The organism is Paenarthrobacter sp. TE3676 (assembly GCF_056279165.1).
On record NZ_JBWBQU010000009.1, the window covers coordinates 74,721 to 90,514 of the forward strand.

At 62.0% G+C, this 15,794-nt stretch carries 15 protein-coding genes; 10 read left to right on the forward strand and 5 right to left on the reverse strand.

Features of this window, described 5'->3' with window-relative positions:
• Positions 1 to 26 precede the first annotated feature (26 nt).
• Complete coding sequence (locus ACZ881_RS19675) at positions 27 to 1,598, forward strand: dihydrolipoamide acetyltransferase family protein (RefSeq protein WP_091463752.1); 1,572 nt, start codon at positions 27 to 29, stop codon at positions 1,596 to 1,598.
• Positions 1,599 to 1,674: 76 nt separating this feature from the next.
• On the forward strand, positions 1,675 to 2,271 hold the full coding sequence (locus ACZ881_RS19680; RefSeq protein ID WP_091467376.1) for a phosphatase PAP2 family protein: 597 nt from the start codon (positions 1,675 to 1,677) through the stop codon (positions 2,269 to 2,271).
• 3 nt (positions 2,272 to 2,274) lie between these two features.
• Here the strand turns inward: ACZ881_RS19680 and ACZ881_RS19685 are convergent, their stop codons facing one another.
• From ACZ881_RS19685 to ACZ881_RS19695, 3 genes are all read right to left on the reverse strand, one after another.
• Entirely contained in the window at positions 2,275 to 2,586 is a 312-nt protein-coding gene (locus ACZ881_RS19685) for a hypothetical protein (RefSeq protein WP_091467374.1), read from the reverse strand.
• Between the two features lie 173 nt (positions 2,587 to 2,759).
• A complete protein-coding gene (locus tag ACZ881_RS19690; RefSeq protein ID WP_054808836.1) occupies positions 2,760 to 3,188 on the reverse strand; it encodes a universal stress protein in 429 nt (142 codons plus the stop codon).
• Complete coding sequence (locus ACZ881_RS19695; RefSeq protein ID WP_476117697.1) at positions 3,185 to 4,492, reverse strand: aminotransferase-like domain-containing protein; 1,308 nt, start codon at positions 4,490 to 4,492, stop codon at positions 3,185 to 3,187. The genes ACZ881_RS19690 and ACZ881_RS19695 overlap by 4 nt, the downstream gene beginning before the upstream one ends.
• Positions 4,493 to 4,623: 131 nt before the next feature.
• On the opposite strand from ACZ881_RS19695, the gene ACZ881_RS19700 reads away from it, so the two are divergent.
• The 3 genes from ACZ881_RS19700 to ACZ881_RS19710 all read left to right on the forward strand — a co-directional run bounded on the left by ACZ881_RS19700 (position 4,624) and on the right by ACZ881_RS19710 (position 7,142).
• Entirely contained in the window at positions 4,624 to 5,451 is an 828-nt protein-coding gene (locus ACZ881_RS19700; protein WP_476117698.1) for an isocitrate lyase/PEP mutase family protein, read from the forward strand.
• A 118-nt stretch (positions 5,452 to 5,569) separates the two neighbouring features.
• Positions 5,570 to 6,622 (forward strand): hypothetical protein, encoded by a 1,053-nt coding sequence (locus ACZ881_RS19705; RefSeq protein WP_476117699.1) that lies wholly within the window; start codon positions 5,570 to 5,572, stop codon positions 6,620 to 6,622.
• A complete protein-coding gene (locus ACZ881_RS19710; protein WP_476117700.1) occupies positions 6,603 to 7,142 on the forward strand; it encodes a hypothetical protein in 540 nt (179 codons plus the stop codon). The genes ACZ881_RS19705 and ACZ881_RS19710 overlap by 20 nt, the downstream gene beginning before the upstream one ends.
• Positions 7,143 to 7,194: 52 nt before the next feature.
• Here the strand turns inward: ACZ881_RS19710 and ACZ881_RS19715 are convergent, their stop codons facing one another.
• Together ACZ881_RS19715 and ACZ881_RS19720 are read right to left on the reverse strand one after the other, a co-directional pair.
• A complete protein-coding gene (locus tag ACZ881_RS19715; protein WP_476117701.1) occupies positions 7,195 to 8,034 on the reverse strand; it encodes a GerMN domain-containing protein in 840 nt (279 codons plus the stop codon).
• A 155-nt stretch (positions 8,035 to 8,189) separates the two neighbouring features.
• Positions 8,190 to 8,756, reverse strand: coding sequence for an NAD(P)H-dependent oxidoreductase (locus ACZ881_RS19720; protein WP_091463742.1), 567 nt, complete (start codon positions 8,754 to 8,756; stop codon positions 8,190 to 8,192).
• Between the two features lie 119 nt (positions 8,757 to 8,875).
• Here ACZ881_RS19720 and ACZ881_RS19725 point away from each other — a divergent pair, with 119 nt between their 5' ends.
• The 5 genes from ACZ881_RS19725 to ACZ881_RS19745 all read left to right on the forward strand — a co-directional run bounded on the left by ACZ881_RS19725 (position 8,876) and on the right by ACZ881_RS19745 (position 15,742).
• Positions 8,876 to 9,481 carry a TetR/AcrR family transcriptional regulator gene (locus ACZ881_RS19725; protein ID WP_476117702.1) on the forward strand — a complete coding sequence of 202 codons (606 nt, stop codon included), beginning with the start codon at positions 8,876 to 8,878 and terminating at the stop codon, positions 9,479 to 9,481.
• Positions 9,482 to 9,836: 355 nt separating this feature from the next.
• Positions 9,837 to 10,820, forward strand: a complete 984-nt coding sequence (locus ACZ881_RS19730) for an ABC transporter permease (RefSeq protein ID WP_091463741.1) — start codon at positions 9,837 to 9,839, stop codon at positions 10,818 to 10,820.
• Positions 10,820 to 11,782: an ABC transporter permease gene (locus ACZ881_RS19735; protein WP_475037474.1), complete on the forward strand. Its 963-nt coding sequence runs from the start codon at positions 10,820 to 10,822 to the stop codon at positions 11,780 to 11,782. The genes ACZ881_RS19730 and ACZ881_RS19735 overlap by 1 nt, the downstream gene beginning before the upstream one ends.
• The gene (locus tag ACZ881_RS19740) at positions 11,779 to 13,938 is read left to right on the forward strand and encodes a dipeptide ABC transporter ATP-binding protein (RefSeq protein ID WP_476117703.1); all 2,160 of its coding nucleotides are present in this window, start codon (positions 11,779 to 11,781) and stop codon (positions 13,936 to 13,938) included. The genes ACZ881_RS19735 and ACZ881_RS19740 overlap by 4 nt, the downstream gene beginning before the upstream one ends.
• A 76-nt stretch (positions 13,939 to 14,014) precedes the next feature.
• Complete coding sequence (locus tag ACZ881_RS19745; protein WP_476117704.1) at positions 14,015 to 15,742, forward strand: ABC transporter family substrate-binding protein; 1,728 nt, start codon at positions 14,015 to 14,017, stop codon at positions 15,740 to 15,742.
• The last annotated feature ends 52 nt before the right edge of the window (positions 15,743 to 15,794 follow it).

The following is a 15,794-nucleotide window of genomic DNA, read 5'->3' on the forward strand; positions in this document are numbered from 1 at the left end:
CGGGTGACCGGAAATCGAGGACCACTGTGACTGTAAAGAAATTCAACCTGCCGGACGTTGGCGAAGGCCTGACCGAGGCCGAGGTAGTGGCTTGGAAGGTCAAGCCAGGTGACGTCGTCGCCATTAACGACGTCTTGTGCGAGATCGAGACCGCCAAGTCCCTCGTCGAACTCCCTTCTCCTTTTGCGGGTACTGTCACGGAGCTGCTGGTTGAGGAAGGCATCACGGTTGAAGTCGGCACGGCGATCATCGCTGTTTCGGAAGGCCAGGAGGGTGAAGCTGCGCTGGTGACGCCTGCTGCGCCCAAGGCACCCGCCGTCGAGATGCCCCTGTATGGCAAGCTGCCCGCCGACGATGACACCGACGACAACCGTCCGGCTGGCGGTCCGCTGGTCGGTTCAGGACCCAAGGCCGACGCCGTGAAGCGTCGGGCGCGCAAACGTCCGGCCGGGGCAGTGGTTGAGGCAGCCACGGTCGCCGAGAGTGCCGAAGGTACTGTCCAGGACCACCAAGCAGCGGTAGAAGCCAAAGCAGCCGAATCGCCGGTTTCACACCGCACGACGGCGGGCCCCGCCGTCGTCGCACCCCTCACCCCTGCGACTGCCACCCCAGCGCAGTCCGTCGCGCCTCAACCCCAGGCGCCGCAAGCGGCGGCCTCCCGCGGTGCGGCGATCAGCGGAACCATCAGTGGCTTGGTCAACAAGGTCCTGGCAAAGCCTCCGGTCCGCAAGTTTGCCCGGGACCTCGGCATCGATCTCGCTGACGTCGTGGCTACCGGTGAGCGCGGTGAAGTGACTCGCGAGGACCTGGTGAGCTACCAAGCCCAGCGCGACGCCGAGCATGACCAAGCAGATAGTTTTTGGGGTGCCTCGAAGAAACCGCAGGATCAGCGCGTGGAACGGATGCCCGTCAAGGGTGTTCGTAAGGCAACCGCCAAGGCCATGGTTGATTCAGCTTTCTCGGCTCCCCACGTCAGCATTTTCGTGGACGTGGATGCCAGCCGCACCATGGAGTTCGTGAAGCGGCTGAAGGTCTCCCGCGACTTTGAAGGCATCAAGGTATCGCCGCTGCTCATTCTTGCAAAGGCAGTGATCTGGGCTGCTGCCCGGAACCCCAGCGTCAACGCAACGTGGGTGGAGAACGCTGACGGTAAGGGCGGCGCGGAGATCCTGGTGAAGCACTACATGAACCTTGGCATCGCCGCCGCAACCCCGCGCGGACTCATGGTGCCCAACATCAAGGACGCCCAGGACCTTTCCCTCAAGGAACTGGCCCTTGCGCTTAATGAGTTGGCAACCAAAGCCCGGGCAGGGAAGACGCAGCCGGCTGAGATGCAGGGTGGAAGCCTGACCATCACCAACATCGGCGCGCTTGGCATTGATACCGGAACCCCTATCATCAACCCGGGTGAAGTAGCCATCATTGCCTTCGGAACCATCAAGCAGAAGCCGTGGGTGCTGGATGGCGAAGTCATCCCGCGCTGGATTACGACACTCGGTGGTTCTTTCGACCACCGCGTGGTTGACGGGGATTTGTCCGCACGCTTCATGGCGGACGTCGCATCAATTCTCGAAGAACCGGCGCTGCTGCTTGACTGACGAGCAAGCCGACCCAGGCGCTGGCCGTAACACGGAGACGATAACTGAGGAGCCGGGCCATGTGCCCCCTCAGTTGTTGACGGGACCATGGCGCACGGTTGCCCGGGTGCTGACGGAAGTATTCCAGCCACCGGTTGTTGTTCTTGTCCTCCTGCTGATCAGCCCTGCCATTGAACCCGGGTTCCCGGGAACCATGTGGTCTGGGCTGCTCGCGGCGATGTTCGTCTGCGTCCTGCCGCTGGCCTACGTGCTGGTGATGGTGAAGCTGGGCAGGATCACGGATCACCATGTCAGCGATCGACGCCAGCGGCCCGTTTTGCTTCTGATGACGTTGGCGTCAGTGCTGGTTGGCCTGCTCGTCCTGCATCTGCTCAGTGGTCCGGTGAGTGTCACGGTGATGGTCATTGCGCTCATCGGAGGAATTGGAGTTCTGGCCGTAGTCAGTGCCTTCTGGAAAATGAGCGGGCATGCATCGGCTCTTGCCGCGGCCGTCGTTATCTCCGTGATGATGTTCGGGCCGGAGTGGCTTCCCCTGCTGCTCCTCGTGCCGGCGGTTGGCTGGTCACGATTGGTATTGCGCGCCCACACCCTTCCTCAGGTTATTGCAGGCTCATTATTTGGAGGCATTGTCATCGCCGGCCTGTGGTGGCTGCTGCGGGAGTGGATGCTCTAGCAGCTAGAACGCCGGGTAACTGACCAGCAGCGCCTGCAGTTCCGTCGTCGACATGTGGTTTGCCATCTCCACACTGATGCCCATCGCGACGGCGGCCACGGTGACCATGGCAACACATGCCACGGAAAGGAAGCGCCAATCCTTGCGGAAGACGCTGCCCAAAGTTTCGGGCATTTCCAGGCGGGGGGCGATCATGTTGGGGGCGCTGTCCCAGGAGCCGTCGTCGAGCATGGCGATGACGCGGTCGTTGGTTCGGTCGTAGCGCATGGTGCTGATGTGGTTGCCGTGGCGGGCAAGAAGAATATCGTGTCCCACGCGCTGGCGCGGCTGCAAAGTAAGCACGTAAATGATCCCCTGAAGTCAGTAAGTGGAGGTGGCGCGCGCCATTGCGGGCATCTCAATTTTATAACGATGACTTCAGGCAGCCGGCCCAAAAGACGCCAAACGCCGGGTGAGGCTCCCCACCCGGCGGCGTGATTCAGCTCGCGTTACGGCTGGTCGGTCTTGGCGATGTAGACGTCGCAGGGCGCGGTGTGCGCTACGGTGTTGGCCACGCTTCCAAGAACGCGACCCAAGCCCTGCATGCGACGGTTGCCCACCACGATCAAGCGGGCATCCTGCACCTCAGCCTCCTTCACCAAGGCTTCACCCGGTTTGCCGCGCGCAGCGGAGTAGGTAACCTCGAGCCGGTCATCCACCAGGCGCTCCGCCACGGCGCGAGCCACAGCTTCAGCTTCCGCGGCGTCGGAGACGATCCACTTGTCGGTGCCTATCTCAACCACCTCTGTCCGGTTGCTGTCGAAGGCACTGACCACGCGAAGGCTGGCTCCGAGGCCGATCGCCAACTGCTGGGCGGCCTGTGCTGCCCTCATTGCGGTCTCGCTGCCGTCTACTCCGACGATCACAACTCCGGTCATTGTGGTGCTCCTTCATTGGTAGCTTCAATGGCATCCGCCAGGACAGGGGCCAGGCGGCGGACACCCTCAGCTATCGTATCCGGCGGTACGGCGCTGAAAGCGAGACGGAGCTTGTTGGAAGGTCCGTCAGCCGGGGAGAAGGCGGCACCCGGGATGAAGACGACCCCCGCGTCTATCGCCTTTCCGAGCAGGGGATAGGTATCCACGCCTTCGGGCAGCGTGACCCACACGAAGAAGCCGCCGTCCGGGCGTGTCCAGGTGAGGCCTGCCGGCATGTACTCGTCGAGTGCGGACAACAGGGCCCGGCAGCGTTCCGCGTAGAGCGCCCGGTAGGTTTCGATCTGCCCTTCCCAGTCGTACTCACGGAGGTATGCCGAGACGAGCATTTGATTCAGGGGAGGCGGGCAGAGTGTCACGGCCTCGGAGGCGAGGTAGAAACGACGCTGCAAGTGCGCGGGAACCATGGCCCAGCCGATGCGCAGTCCGGGGGCAAAGATTTTCGAGAACGAGCCCAGATAAATGACGTCATCCGGGTTGGCGGCTCGCATCGGGGCGATCGGGTGGCCATCGAACCGCAGGAGTCCGTAGGGATTGTCCTCGAGGACAATAATATTCGCGCTACGGCATATATCGACGATTTGCTGCCTGCGTTCCGCGGCCAGCGTGATGCCTGAGGGGTTGTTGAAGTTGGGGATCGTGTAGAGGAACTTGATGTTCTTGCCCTCTGCCTGAAGTGCCGCGATCCTGGCCTCAAGAAGCTCGGGTACCAACCCGTCGTCGTCCATTTCGATGGGTTCCACCTGGACTTGGTACGCCTCAAATGTGTTCAGGGCGCCCACGTAGGTGGGGTTCTCCACCAGGACAACGTCGCCCGGGTTGCAGAAGACCTTGGTGGCAACATCCTGCGCAGACTGCGATCCCGCAGTGATCACGATGTTCTCTGGGGCGGCGTCAACGATTCCCTCGGCGGCCATGATGGTGCAGATCTGCGCGCGGAGTTCTTCCGTGCCTTGGCCGCCGCCGTACTGCAGGGCGGTCATACCCTCTTCGGCGATGATGCGGGCCGCGGTTTGGCCCAGCTTCTCCAGAGGTAGCGACTGCAGGTACGGGTTGCCGCCGGCAAGGGAGACAAGGCCTGGCTGCATCGAGATGTCGAAGACGTCCCGGACAGCGGACTGTTTGATATTGGCGGCCCGCGCGGAGAACAATTCCTCGTGCGGGTGAGCGGCCGTTGCGGCCCGTTCAATGGCGTCGATGGCTTCAGCGGGCAACGTTGCGCCGGCATCCAATGTTTCGTGGGTCACAGTGACAGGATACTCCTCGATGTTGCTAAAGAGGCAACAGTTGTTTTCGGATCACTTCATTTTCGCAGCCTATCCTTTACGCCGCGATCGTGAAGGGCTGGAATGTAGCTATGACAGCGCACAGGGGATCCGTGACCAAAGCAGAACACTTCCATAAACTCCACGACGCCGGGCCAACGCCGCTTGTGCTCGTGAACGTGTGGGATGCAGCTTCCGCCCGCGTTGTGGAGGAGGCGGGTGCGACGGCGATTGCCACCTCAAGCTCGGCTGTCTCCTGGAGCCTGGGGTTCCGGGATGGCGACCACGTGCCGTGGGGCCTGGCAATGGCTGCACTGGGCCGGGTTGCCGGGGCAACCCGGTTGCCGGTTTCGGCAGACATCGAGACGGGCTACGGGCGCACCGACGACGAACTTCGTGCCACTGTCCACGCCGTCCTGGACGAGGGAGCCGTGGGCATCAACATTGAGGACTCCGCCACTGAGCCGCTCACGGACATCAACGAACAGTCGCGCCGGATTGCCTTGATCCGCGCAGTTGCTGACGATCGCGGAATACCACTGTTCATCAATGCCCGCACCGACACCTTCCTGTCGGGCCAGTTCGCGGACACTGCCTATGACGAAACCCTGCGCCGTGCCGAGGCCTACCTCACTGCGGGTGCGGATGGAATCTTCGTGCCCGGCGTCGTGGATCTACATGTCCTCCATGAGCTGTCCAGCAGGATTCCTGCACCGCTCAACGCGTTGGCGGGCGTCGGGGCGCCGTCGCCCCTTGAGCTCCACGATGCAGGGGTCCGTCGCGTCAGCATTGGCGGCAATACGGCCAAAGCAGCGTATGCCAAGGTGGCGCGGGTGGCGAAGGAAATCCTTGGTGACGGCAATTGGGCGGGGCTGGCTGGCACGCGCAGCCACGACGAAATGGACTCCCTGTTCGCGCCAGGGCCCAAATACAGCCTTTGAACGCGATACAGCCTTTGAACGCGGTCCTCGCCAGCGGGCTTTAGGGGCGACGCCGGCACCCGGCTTTAATGTCAGACCTCGCCGTTAGCGTGGGTCATGGAAAACGAGGGGAGGATCCATGGCACGGCGCAGTGTACAGTTCTGGCGGATCGAGCAGCTGAACGGGGACGAGCTCAGCCGGCCATTTCCGGCGCGCCGTCTGGCCGAGGTGCTGAAGAAGGCCCAGGACTCAGGGGTGAACCGGCACTTCACAAGTGCGGACGGGACTGTGCTGCTCGCCCAGGCTGTGGCGTCGTCGCCCCTTCCCGTCCTGCTTTTGGACCGGGTGCGGGACACTAATCTTCCCAGCGTCGGCGATGCCCTCGGGCGGCGTAAGCCCCTGCCGTTGGCTCCGGGTGACCATTTGCTGGAGACCACCTACTTCGCCTTCTTGAAGAGGAATGTCATAGCGGTGCTGACCAGCGGCAATGGACCCCGCGCATCCAGGATGGGTGAGTACCTCGAAGGAATGCTGGGGCTTGAGCCAAGCCTGGTGCCGGTTGTGCGCGAGGACATCGAAGAAATCCTTACCCGGCTGGAGGTGAGCCGTTTCGAGTTCGCGCTTCCTGCCGAACGTCTCTCCGGGAAGCTTATGGAGGGGGAGTGGGCTGACGTTCTGGACAGCGCCTCGCGGCTCATGAATGAGGGTACGTTCAGGATTTCCCTGAGCGTTGGCAGATCAGGCAAGGCCGAGGACAAACAGCGGATTCGGGACCGGATCCAGCAACTGATCGATCTCTTCCGCAGGGCCGGGTCCGTGGAGCATTTCGATTATGTGGTGGCCGAGGGCAAGGACTCCCTGACGGGCGACCGAGAGGTGGTGGACCTGCTGAAGGAGCGGTTCATCTCGCATATCGAGGTGGATCCGGATGTCTTCAACGACCCCCAAAAGTCCGCCACCGAGGCGATCGCCATTCTCAATAAACAGGCCAGGGACAACGAGGCATTTTTCGCCAAGACCCTGCCGGACATCAAGGGTTCGGCTGATTCCGCGTTGGTTCCGGACATCGTTGCGGGCGGAATGGCCACTGTTCGGGCAGCTATGGCGGCGGCCGTGGAGAGCGCTGACAAGGCCGGTCAAGCATCCGAGGAGAACCAAGGCGGTGCAGATCATGAGCTTGTACGGGGTTGACGTTGAGCGAACCGGGCGCCGCAGGACTCTGTGGCGTTGGTTTCTGTTGCATCCCAGTGCAGACTTCGGATGGGCTGCGCTTGTCGTCCTGATCTGGCTGGGAATCGCGCTGCTTGCGGATCAACCGTTGATGCTGGAAAGCGTGGACCCTGGTGCACGGCGAACCCTGTTCCAGACTCTCGCCACGCTGGCCGGCGCCACGGCTGGCCTGACGCTGACCAGTGTGTCCATGCTGATCAACGTGCTGGGAAAGAAGGCTGCCCCGGGTCAACGGGAACTTCCCTTGGAGAAACTCTCCGCCACTCATCGGCGCCAAATCGGCGAAGTCTTCCTTTTTGCCATCCCTGGGCTGGGCCTCCTGGTGGTTGCCGCCTTGGCCACGGTGGTCCTGGAAGGAGATGCCGTCACGGGCCTGTGGGTCCCTGAAGCACTGGCCTTCGTGCTGACCTTCGCCTCAGTCCTTGCCCTGTTGCGTGTGGCTTGGGCACTCCGGAGGGTGCTGGCGATCGCAACGGCATGAACAGGCAAAGCCGCTACCCCGTGCCTGGTAACACGCGCAGCAGGCCCCGCAATCACCGTACGCTCAGGGCCTCCGTAAGTGTCCGGCCGTTCACATAGATTTCGGCTCTCGATGCACCACTGGCGGACACGATTGTCTGCGTCAGTTGCGCCTGGATCCGTGGGATGTCGCACACGCCCCCGGGCCGCAGGGAGCCACTGAGGTTAACCACCACCGTCGCACCGCTCATGTAGCCCGAGAGGTAGCGCAGCGACGAATCAGCCAGGGAGTCGTAGAGGGCCGCATCACTGTCCACTGGCATTCCGGCCTCCAGCAGGCGGCCGAGTGCCACGGACAGCGGGTCCCCGGGCACGGCAACGCCCCTGATGGGTACCAAGCTGTCGTTGCAGCCGAACCGCACGCCGCGGGCGCCGCCGTCGTCGATTGCCACGTAGTAGACCGCCGGTCCGGAGTTTTCCGAATCCACGGGAATGACTGTTGCGGTGGCTGTTGGTTCTGGCGCGCTGGTGCCCGGTTGGGGTGAAGGCTCGACGACGGCAGCCGGTGGGGTGGGCGAGGCCAAGGAGGAAGCGGGAGTGCTCTCGGACGGTGCTGGAGTTGGTGTTGCTGCCGGGGGCGACGCGGCGGGGACGGCAACGGATGGAGTACCCGGGCTCGAAGGCGCAGGAGTCGAGGCGGCTGCCGCGGGAGCAATGGGCGAAGCTGTAGGGGCAGGCGAAGTCATGGAAACTATGGGCAAGGGGCCTGCGGCCCCTGATTCGGAGGGTTCGGCCGGGACAGTAGTGCAGCCAGCCATCCACAGGCCGAAGATGAGGCAGGCAGCCGTGATCGCCGTCGTACTTTTTGGTCCCCGTCCGGCATGCATGACAGCCCAGCGCTCCTGTCCGTCCACCTGTATCTCCAACGTTAGGACGGGACGGCGGAACACAACATGCCGTTACGGTGACGGTTCGGACAAGAGTTGGTCACGCCCCGTCCGCAGCGGCAGGAATGCGAATGCCCCCGCCCCGCGGAATGCGGAACGGGGGCATCGAAAAAGCGAGGAGGCTAGGCTGCTGCTTCTTCGTCCTGAACGGCGGTCAGGGGCTCGAAGATGCCCTTGATCTGCTCAACAACTTCGGCGTCGTCCTTCGGGTGCAGTTCAGCGAAACGGATCATGGAACCCGGGACGGCCAGCTTTACGTCTTCAAGTACCTTGGCGCCGGCGATGCCGGCAGCCTTGCGGGCTTCGTCCTGGGCCCATACTCCACCGAACTGGCCAAAAGCGGTTCCGACGACGGCGGTCGGCTTGCCGGAGAGGGCGCCGGCGCCGAACGGGCGGGACAGCCAGTCGATGGCGTTCTTCAGGGAGGCGGGCATGGTGCCGTTGTGCTCGGGCGTGACGAGCAGGATGGTGTCGGCGTCGGCCGCTGCAGCGCGGAGGGCGGCGGCTTCGGCGGGAACCTGGCCTTCGACGTCGATGTCTTCGTTGTAGAAGGGAATGCTGCCCAGGGAGCCGTGGATCTGCACATCAACATTCTCGGGTGCGTTCAGCTGGATGGCTTCGGCGAGCTTCTTGTTGTGGGAATCGGCGCGCAGGCTGCCGACGAGGGTAAGAACGGTGCTCTTTGACATGGTGTCTCCTTTTGTCTGGCCGGGTGAGGTGCCGGCCGTTCGATGTCTGGGCTTGGAGCCTTCATCGATACTAAACGGACTATGGTCCGCTTTCTATTCCCGGGGTCTAGAATATTTCTGTGAGCTCGATCCCCATTCGGCCGGACGTGCCCCTAGGCGCGCCCCACGAGCGCAGTGACGCAGCGAGGAATCGCGAGCGATTGCTCAACGCTGCCCGGGATCTGGTGGCCGAGTTCGGCGCCGAAGCGCTGACCATGGACGCGCTCGCCTGCAAGGCCAAGGTTGGCAAGGGGACAGTCTTCCGCCGTTTCGGTAGCCGCGCCGGGCTCATGATGACCCTGTTGAGCGACTCCGAATCCGAATTCCAGCACGGTTTCATGTTCGGGCCGCCGCCACTCGGTCCCGGGGCCACGGCAAAAGATCGATTGGTGGCCTTCGGCGAGGGGCGCATTTACTTTGTCCTGGAAAACGGCGAACTTTTGAAAGCGGCGGGCGCCGCTACCCGCAACCGGTTTGATGTTCCGGCAACCAAGCTTTCGCATCGACATATGGAAGTCCTGCTGAGGGAGGCGGGAATCGCTGATCCGTGGGTGATGGCGATGTCACTGACCTACGCCCTGGACCCCGAGCGAATAGTGGACGATGTCCGCGTTCGCGGCATTTCACCCACGCGGCTCGTGGACTCCTGGCGCGAGCTGGTCACCCGCCTCCTGGGCGCCGACTGAGTCGCGCCGCTACATCAGCCGCAACCAGCGCAGCCCAGGCAGGAAACCTCTGTTAGCGCCCTCATTTCCGGCGCAGTAAGCGCGACAGGGCTGCCGACGTCGTAAACATGACGCAACCTGCACATAACAATCTGGCTGCAGGCGCGAAACCGGACGCCTCGAAGCAAAACGTGAAGCAGTTATTGTGGTAGTTTCCTCTTGAATGTGACGCATGCCATACAGGGCTGGTGATCACTGAAGGGGTGCGGGGGGCCCAAGAACCCGCTGCGCCAATTCGTAGCTGACGCCGGCCACAGCCGGGAACCGCGGAAGGACGAGCATTGAGTTTTGCCACGATTCGGGGCAGCCGCCCGACATGCTGAAATATCTGATGAAGCGGTCGGGCATCTACCTGATCATGATCTTCCTGACCACGAGTGCGGGTTACTTCCTTGCGGTCTCGTCGTTGAAACCCGCAGTGCTCGAGCAGGAAAAGATCCCGAGGCCAACCCCTGAACAAGTAGCTGCATCTTTCCGGGGACTCGGGCTGGATCCGGATTTGAACCCTTGGGAACGGTACATTCAGTGGCTATGGGGCATCGTCACCCGCTGGGACTGGGGCCGCAGCCCGAACGGCGCGTTCGTCAACGCCGAATTCGCGGACCGCGTGATGGTCTCCACCCGGCTGTTCATCGCCTCGATCATCCTCACCCTGGTCATCGGCGTAGCCCTCGGTGTCTACTCCGCCGCCCGCCAGTACAAGTTCCAGGACCGCGCCATCACGTCCTACAGCTACCTGGTGCACATCCTCCCTGCACCCATCGCGTACTTCCTGGTGCAGCTCGGTGCCATCAGCATCAACGAGGCGGTCGGTGAGCGCATCTTCTTCGTCACGGGAATTTCGACGCCGGGAATTGAGCCGGGCTGGCCGGCTTTCGTTGACCTGGTGGCCCACTACGCCGTGCCAACTTTCGCGATGACCATCTTCGGTTGGGCCGGTTACCAGATCGCGCAGCGGCAGTACCTCCTGGACAACGTCAATGCCGACTTCGTCCGCACTGCCCGCGCCAAAGGACTGACGCGAAACCAAGCCATCAGGAAGCACGCCCTGCGCGTCTCCTTCATTCCGGTGGCGCAGAGTATCGCCTTCACCATCCCGGCCATCTTCACGGGTGGCTTCTTCGCGGAGGCCATCTTCGCCTGGCCCGGCATCGGTCTCTGGAGCATCCAGGCCATCAGCCTCCAGGACGTCAACGTCGCCACCGCCACGCTGGCCTATGGCTCAGTGATCTTCGCGATCGGCGCCATCCTTGCCGACTTCGCCACCACGCTGGTCGATCCACGAGTGAGGGTCCAGTAATGACCAACATCATTGATCCCATTGCGGAAATCGACGAGGCCCGGGTAGCTGACCAGGACGTCGTCATCGGGAAGTCACGGATCATCTTCCGTCGCTTCATGCGGAACCGGACCGCCGTCGCCGGCTTGTTCATCTTCCTTGCGCTGTTCCTCTTCTCGATCTTTGGCGGGTTCCTGACTTCGTGGGACAAAGACACCCTTGATCCGTTGAACATCGGCATGCCACCGTCGCCAGACCACTTGCTGGGGACCACCCAGGCCGGCATCGACCTCATGGCGCTCATTGTGGACGGCACCCGGACGTCCATTCTTATCGGCCTGATCGTGGGCGGCGTTTCCGTCCTGATTTCGGCGGTATACGGCTGCACCATGGCGTTCTTCGGGGGCAAGGTGGACGCCACCATGCTGTTCATCCTGGAAGCGCTCATCATGATGCCCGCCATCCTGGTGGTCGCCGTCGCCACCAGCGGAAGCGGCGGCCTGAAAGATCTCCCCAGTTGGCTCCTGCTGATCGTCGTGTTGCTCTTCTTCAGCTGGATGGGTACCGCCCGCCTGGTGCGCTCACTGTCCATGTCCCTGATGCAGCGTGATTACGTCAAAGCCGCCAAGTACATGGGTGTCCCGTCCCGGCGCATCGTGTGGCGCCACCTCGTACCGAATATCGGCTCGCTGCTGGTCCTCGACTTCACCCGGGGCATCACCGGTGCGATCCTCGCCGAAGTCGCCTTCTCCTTCATCGGAATCGGCATCAAGCTCCCGGACGTCAGCCTTGGTGTGCTGATCGGCCAAGCGACGGGCCAGGTGTCCTCCTTCCCTTGGATGTTCTGGGTTCCGCTGACCGTCATGTTCCTGTTGACCGGTTCGCTGGCCATGATGAACGACGGACTCCGTGACGCTTTCGACCCAAGCTCCAGTTCAATTGGCCGGGCGAAGACCAAGACCGCAAAGAAGATCAACAAATGAGCACCAACATCACTCCCGTCGAGCGGCTCCGCGACGCTGGACTCTACGCTCCCGGCGACGCCGTCCTCAGCATTCGCGACCTCAACGTCCGCTTCAACTCCGAAAACGGTGTGGTCCATGCTGTCCGCGGCGTCGACTTCGACCTCATGCCTGGCAAGACCTTAGGCATTGTGGGTGAGTCCGGTTCCGGCAAGTCCGTCACGTCCATGGCCATCATGGGACTCCTCCCGGAAACCGCGGACATCACCGGCTCCGTGCGCTTCAAGGGCAAGGAACTCCTTGGCCTCAGCGACAAAGCCATGTGCAAGCACCGCGGCAGTGACATCGCCATGGTGTTCCAGGACCCGCTGTCCTCGCTGACACCCGTCTACACGGTGGGCAACCAGATCATCGAAGCCCTCACAGTCCACAACCCCACCATGAGCAAGCAGGCCAAAGAAGCCCGCGCCGTCGACCTTTTGCGCATGGTGGGCATCCCGAGCCCCAAGGACCGCCTGAAAGCGTTCCCGCACGAGTTCTCCGGCGGCATGCGGCAGCGCGTCATGATCGCCATCGCCATCGCCAACGATCCGCGGGTACTCATCGCGGATGAACCCACGACGGCGCTGGACGTCACCATCCAGGCGCAGGTGCTGGAAGTCCTGCACACCGCGCAGGAGGAGACCGGCGCCGCCGTCGTCATGATCACGCACGACCTCGGCGTCGTAGCCGGCATGGCTGACGACATCATGGTCATGTACGCCGGTAAGCCGGTGGAAACCGGAACTGTGGAGGACATCTACTACAACCCGCGGATGCCGTACACGCTGGGCTTGCTTGGTGCGGTTCCGCGCGTGGATACCGCCACCCGGCAGTCGCTGGTTCCCATCGAGGGAACACCCCCCAACCTGGCGTTGCCGGTGACTGGATGTTCGTTCGCGGCCCGCTGCCCGCTGGTCAGCGACGCCTGCCTGCACGGCGAACCGGAGCTCATCACCGTCCCCGGTGTTGAGGGCCAGACGCTGGGGCACAAGGCAGCCTGCATCAAAGCTAATGAACTGTCCGGCAACGCTGACGCCCACAAAATTTTCCACGCACCGCCCAAGCCGGTTTCAAAGTTCGACGGCGTCGCTCGCGTCGAGCGCGAAAAGGTCCTGGAACTCAAAGACGTGAAAAAGCACTTCCCGCTGCTCAAGGGTGCCTTGATCAAGCGACGGATCGGCACGGTGAAGGCCGTGGATGGCTTGAGCTTCGATATCCGCGAAGGCGAGTGCGTTTCGATTGTGGGGGAGTCCGGCTGCGGCAAGACCACCACACTCCTGGAAATCATGGAGTTCCACCCGGACCAGGTGGGCGAAGTGGTCATTGGCGGCGTCAGCAACAAAGTCGCCACGGACCACAAGACCAAGATGGCCATGCGCAAGGAAATGCAGATGGTGTTCCAAGACCCCACGGGTGCCTTGGATCCGCGTTTCACTGTGTACGAGGTCCTTGCTGAGCCGCTGGAAAACCTCGGGATGCCCAAGGCTGCCATCAGGAAACGCATCATGGAACTCATGAAGCTGGTGGGCCTGCAGCCTGACCACGTCAACCGCTTCCCCAACCAGTTCTCCGGCGGGCAGCGGCAGCGCATCGGTATCGCCCGGGCACTCGCGGTCAATCCGAAGCTCGTGGTGCTGGACGAACCGGTCTCTGCGCTGGACGTGTCCGTGCAGGCCGGAGTCATCAACCTGCTGGACAAGCTCCGCGCTGAGTTGGGCTTGAGCTACCTGATGGTGGCCCACGACCTCTCCGTTGTCCGCCACATCTCGGACCGTGTTGCCGTGATGTACCTCGGAAAAATCGTGGAAACCGGCGATGTGGACGACGTCTTCGACAACCCGCGCCACCCTTACACGCGGGCCTTGCTGTCAGCGATCCCGGTTCCGGACCCCAACCTGGAACGGACCCGCGAACGCATCATCCTGCAGGGCGACCTACCCAGCCCGCTTGATGCTCCCAAGGGATGTAATTTTGCGACCCGTTGTCCCGTGTTTGCCGCATTACCTGCCGCAAAGCAGGAGAAGTGCCTTACTCTGGAGCCGCCACTGGCTTCGGAGAAGGGGGACACACAGGACTTCGCATGCTTCTTCCCGGACGGAGAGATAGATGCCGACATGCTGGTGGTGCATGCCTGACGACATATGACGCATCGATTGAAACCCTGTTATTCAACTCGCAAAGATTTCCAGTCGTAAACATGAAGGGCAAACCATGAAGAAATACACGACGATCGGTGGCGTAGCGCTCGCAGCAGCGCTTACGCTGACCGCTTGCGGCGGGGGAACGCCGTCGGGTCCGGCCTCGCAGAAGGCCGAAGAGAGCGGCGGTGACATCAGCAAGCTGATCAGCGTCAACGCCAAGGAAGTGAAAGATCTGGAGCCGGGCGGCACAGTCACCTTGCCAACCGTGGATCTCGGGCCGGATTTCAACAATAGTTCCAACGTCGGGAATAGTGGCCCCACCGCAGCTGTGTTGACTCCAGTCAATCCGGCAGGCCTGAGCAGCGGCGGCATCGGCGGTTGCTGGAAGCTGGATTTCAACGGCAAGGCTGAGCCCAACAAGGACTTCTGTGAAGAGGTCAAGAGCGAAGTCAAGGACGGCAAGCAGACCATCACCATCAAGGTGAATGACAAGGCAACCTGGAACGACGGTACGCCTATCGACGTCAAGACGTTCGAGAACACATGGAAGATGTCCCGCGGTGAAGATAAGGCGATTGACATCGTCAACCCGGGGGCATATCCGTTTGTTGAATCAGTCAAAGCTGGTGCCAACGACAAGGAAGTCATTGTCACCACTACGCAGCCGGTCTATCCCCTTGAGGATCTCTTCTTCGGACTGATCCACCCTGCCGTCAACACGGCGGACATCTTCAACAATGGCTTTGCGGGCAACATGCATCCTGAATGGATGGCCGGCCCGTTCAAGGTGGAAAACTACGACACCACCGCCAAGACCGTCACCATGGTTCCCAACGACAAGTGGTGGGGTCAAAAGCCTGTCCTGGACAAGATCATTTGGCGCCAGATGGAACCTAGCGCAACCATCGCCGCCTTCAAGAACGGCGAAATTGATGCTACTGACGCTCGCTCCCTGAGCCGCTACAAGCAGCTTGAAGGAACCAAGAACGCCGAGGTTCGCCGCGGTCAGCGACTGTTCGCCGGTGGTCTCAACCTCAATGCCGAGCGGCCGGCCCTCGCCGATGTGGCCGTCCGGAAGGCGATCTTCACGGCCGTGGACCGAAAAGCTCTCCGAGATGTTCAGTTCAATGGCCTGAACTGGTCCGAGGAAAGCTCGGGCTCCATGATGCTCATGCCGTTCTCCGAGTACTACCAGGACAACTACCCCGTGAAGGACGCGGACGCTGAGGCCGCCAAGAAGGTCCTCACCGACGCGGGTTACACTGCCAATGACAAGGGCATCATGGCCAAGGACGGCGTCCCCGTAACCTTCAAGGTGACCTACTTTGGAGAGGATCCCACACGGGCGGCCGTCTCACAGACCCTGCAGAAGCAGCTTCAGGCAGCGGGCATGGACGTTGCGGTTGAGCAGCGCGGTGACGCGGACTTCCAGAAGGTTCTGGGGTCGCGGGAGTTTGACCTGACGATTTCGGGCTACACGGTTGGCCCGGATGCTACCAGCGGCGTCAAGCAGTTCTACGATTCAACCACCAACGAAAACAAACTCGGCGATGCCGAGCTGGACGCTGAAATCAAGCGCCTGGCGACCATTGCTGATGACAAAGAGCGCAACAAGGCCGCCATGGAGGTAGAGAAGAAGCACATGGAGAAGTACTTCTCCATGGGTACCCTGCTGAACGGCCCGGAGATCCAGTTTGTGCGCACGGGCCTGGCCAACTACGGTCCGTCCTTGTTCAAGAGCAACTCCAACGTTCCGGACTGGACCACCATCGGCTGGGAAAAGGGCACCAAGAAGTAGCCCCTCAGCAGTAGTTTCCTGAAGTGTAGTTTCCTGAAGGCCGGGAACTTCC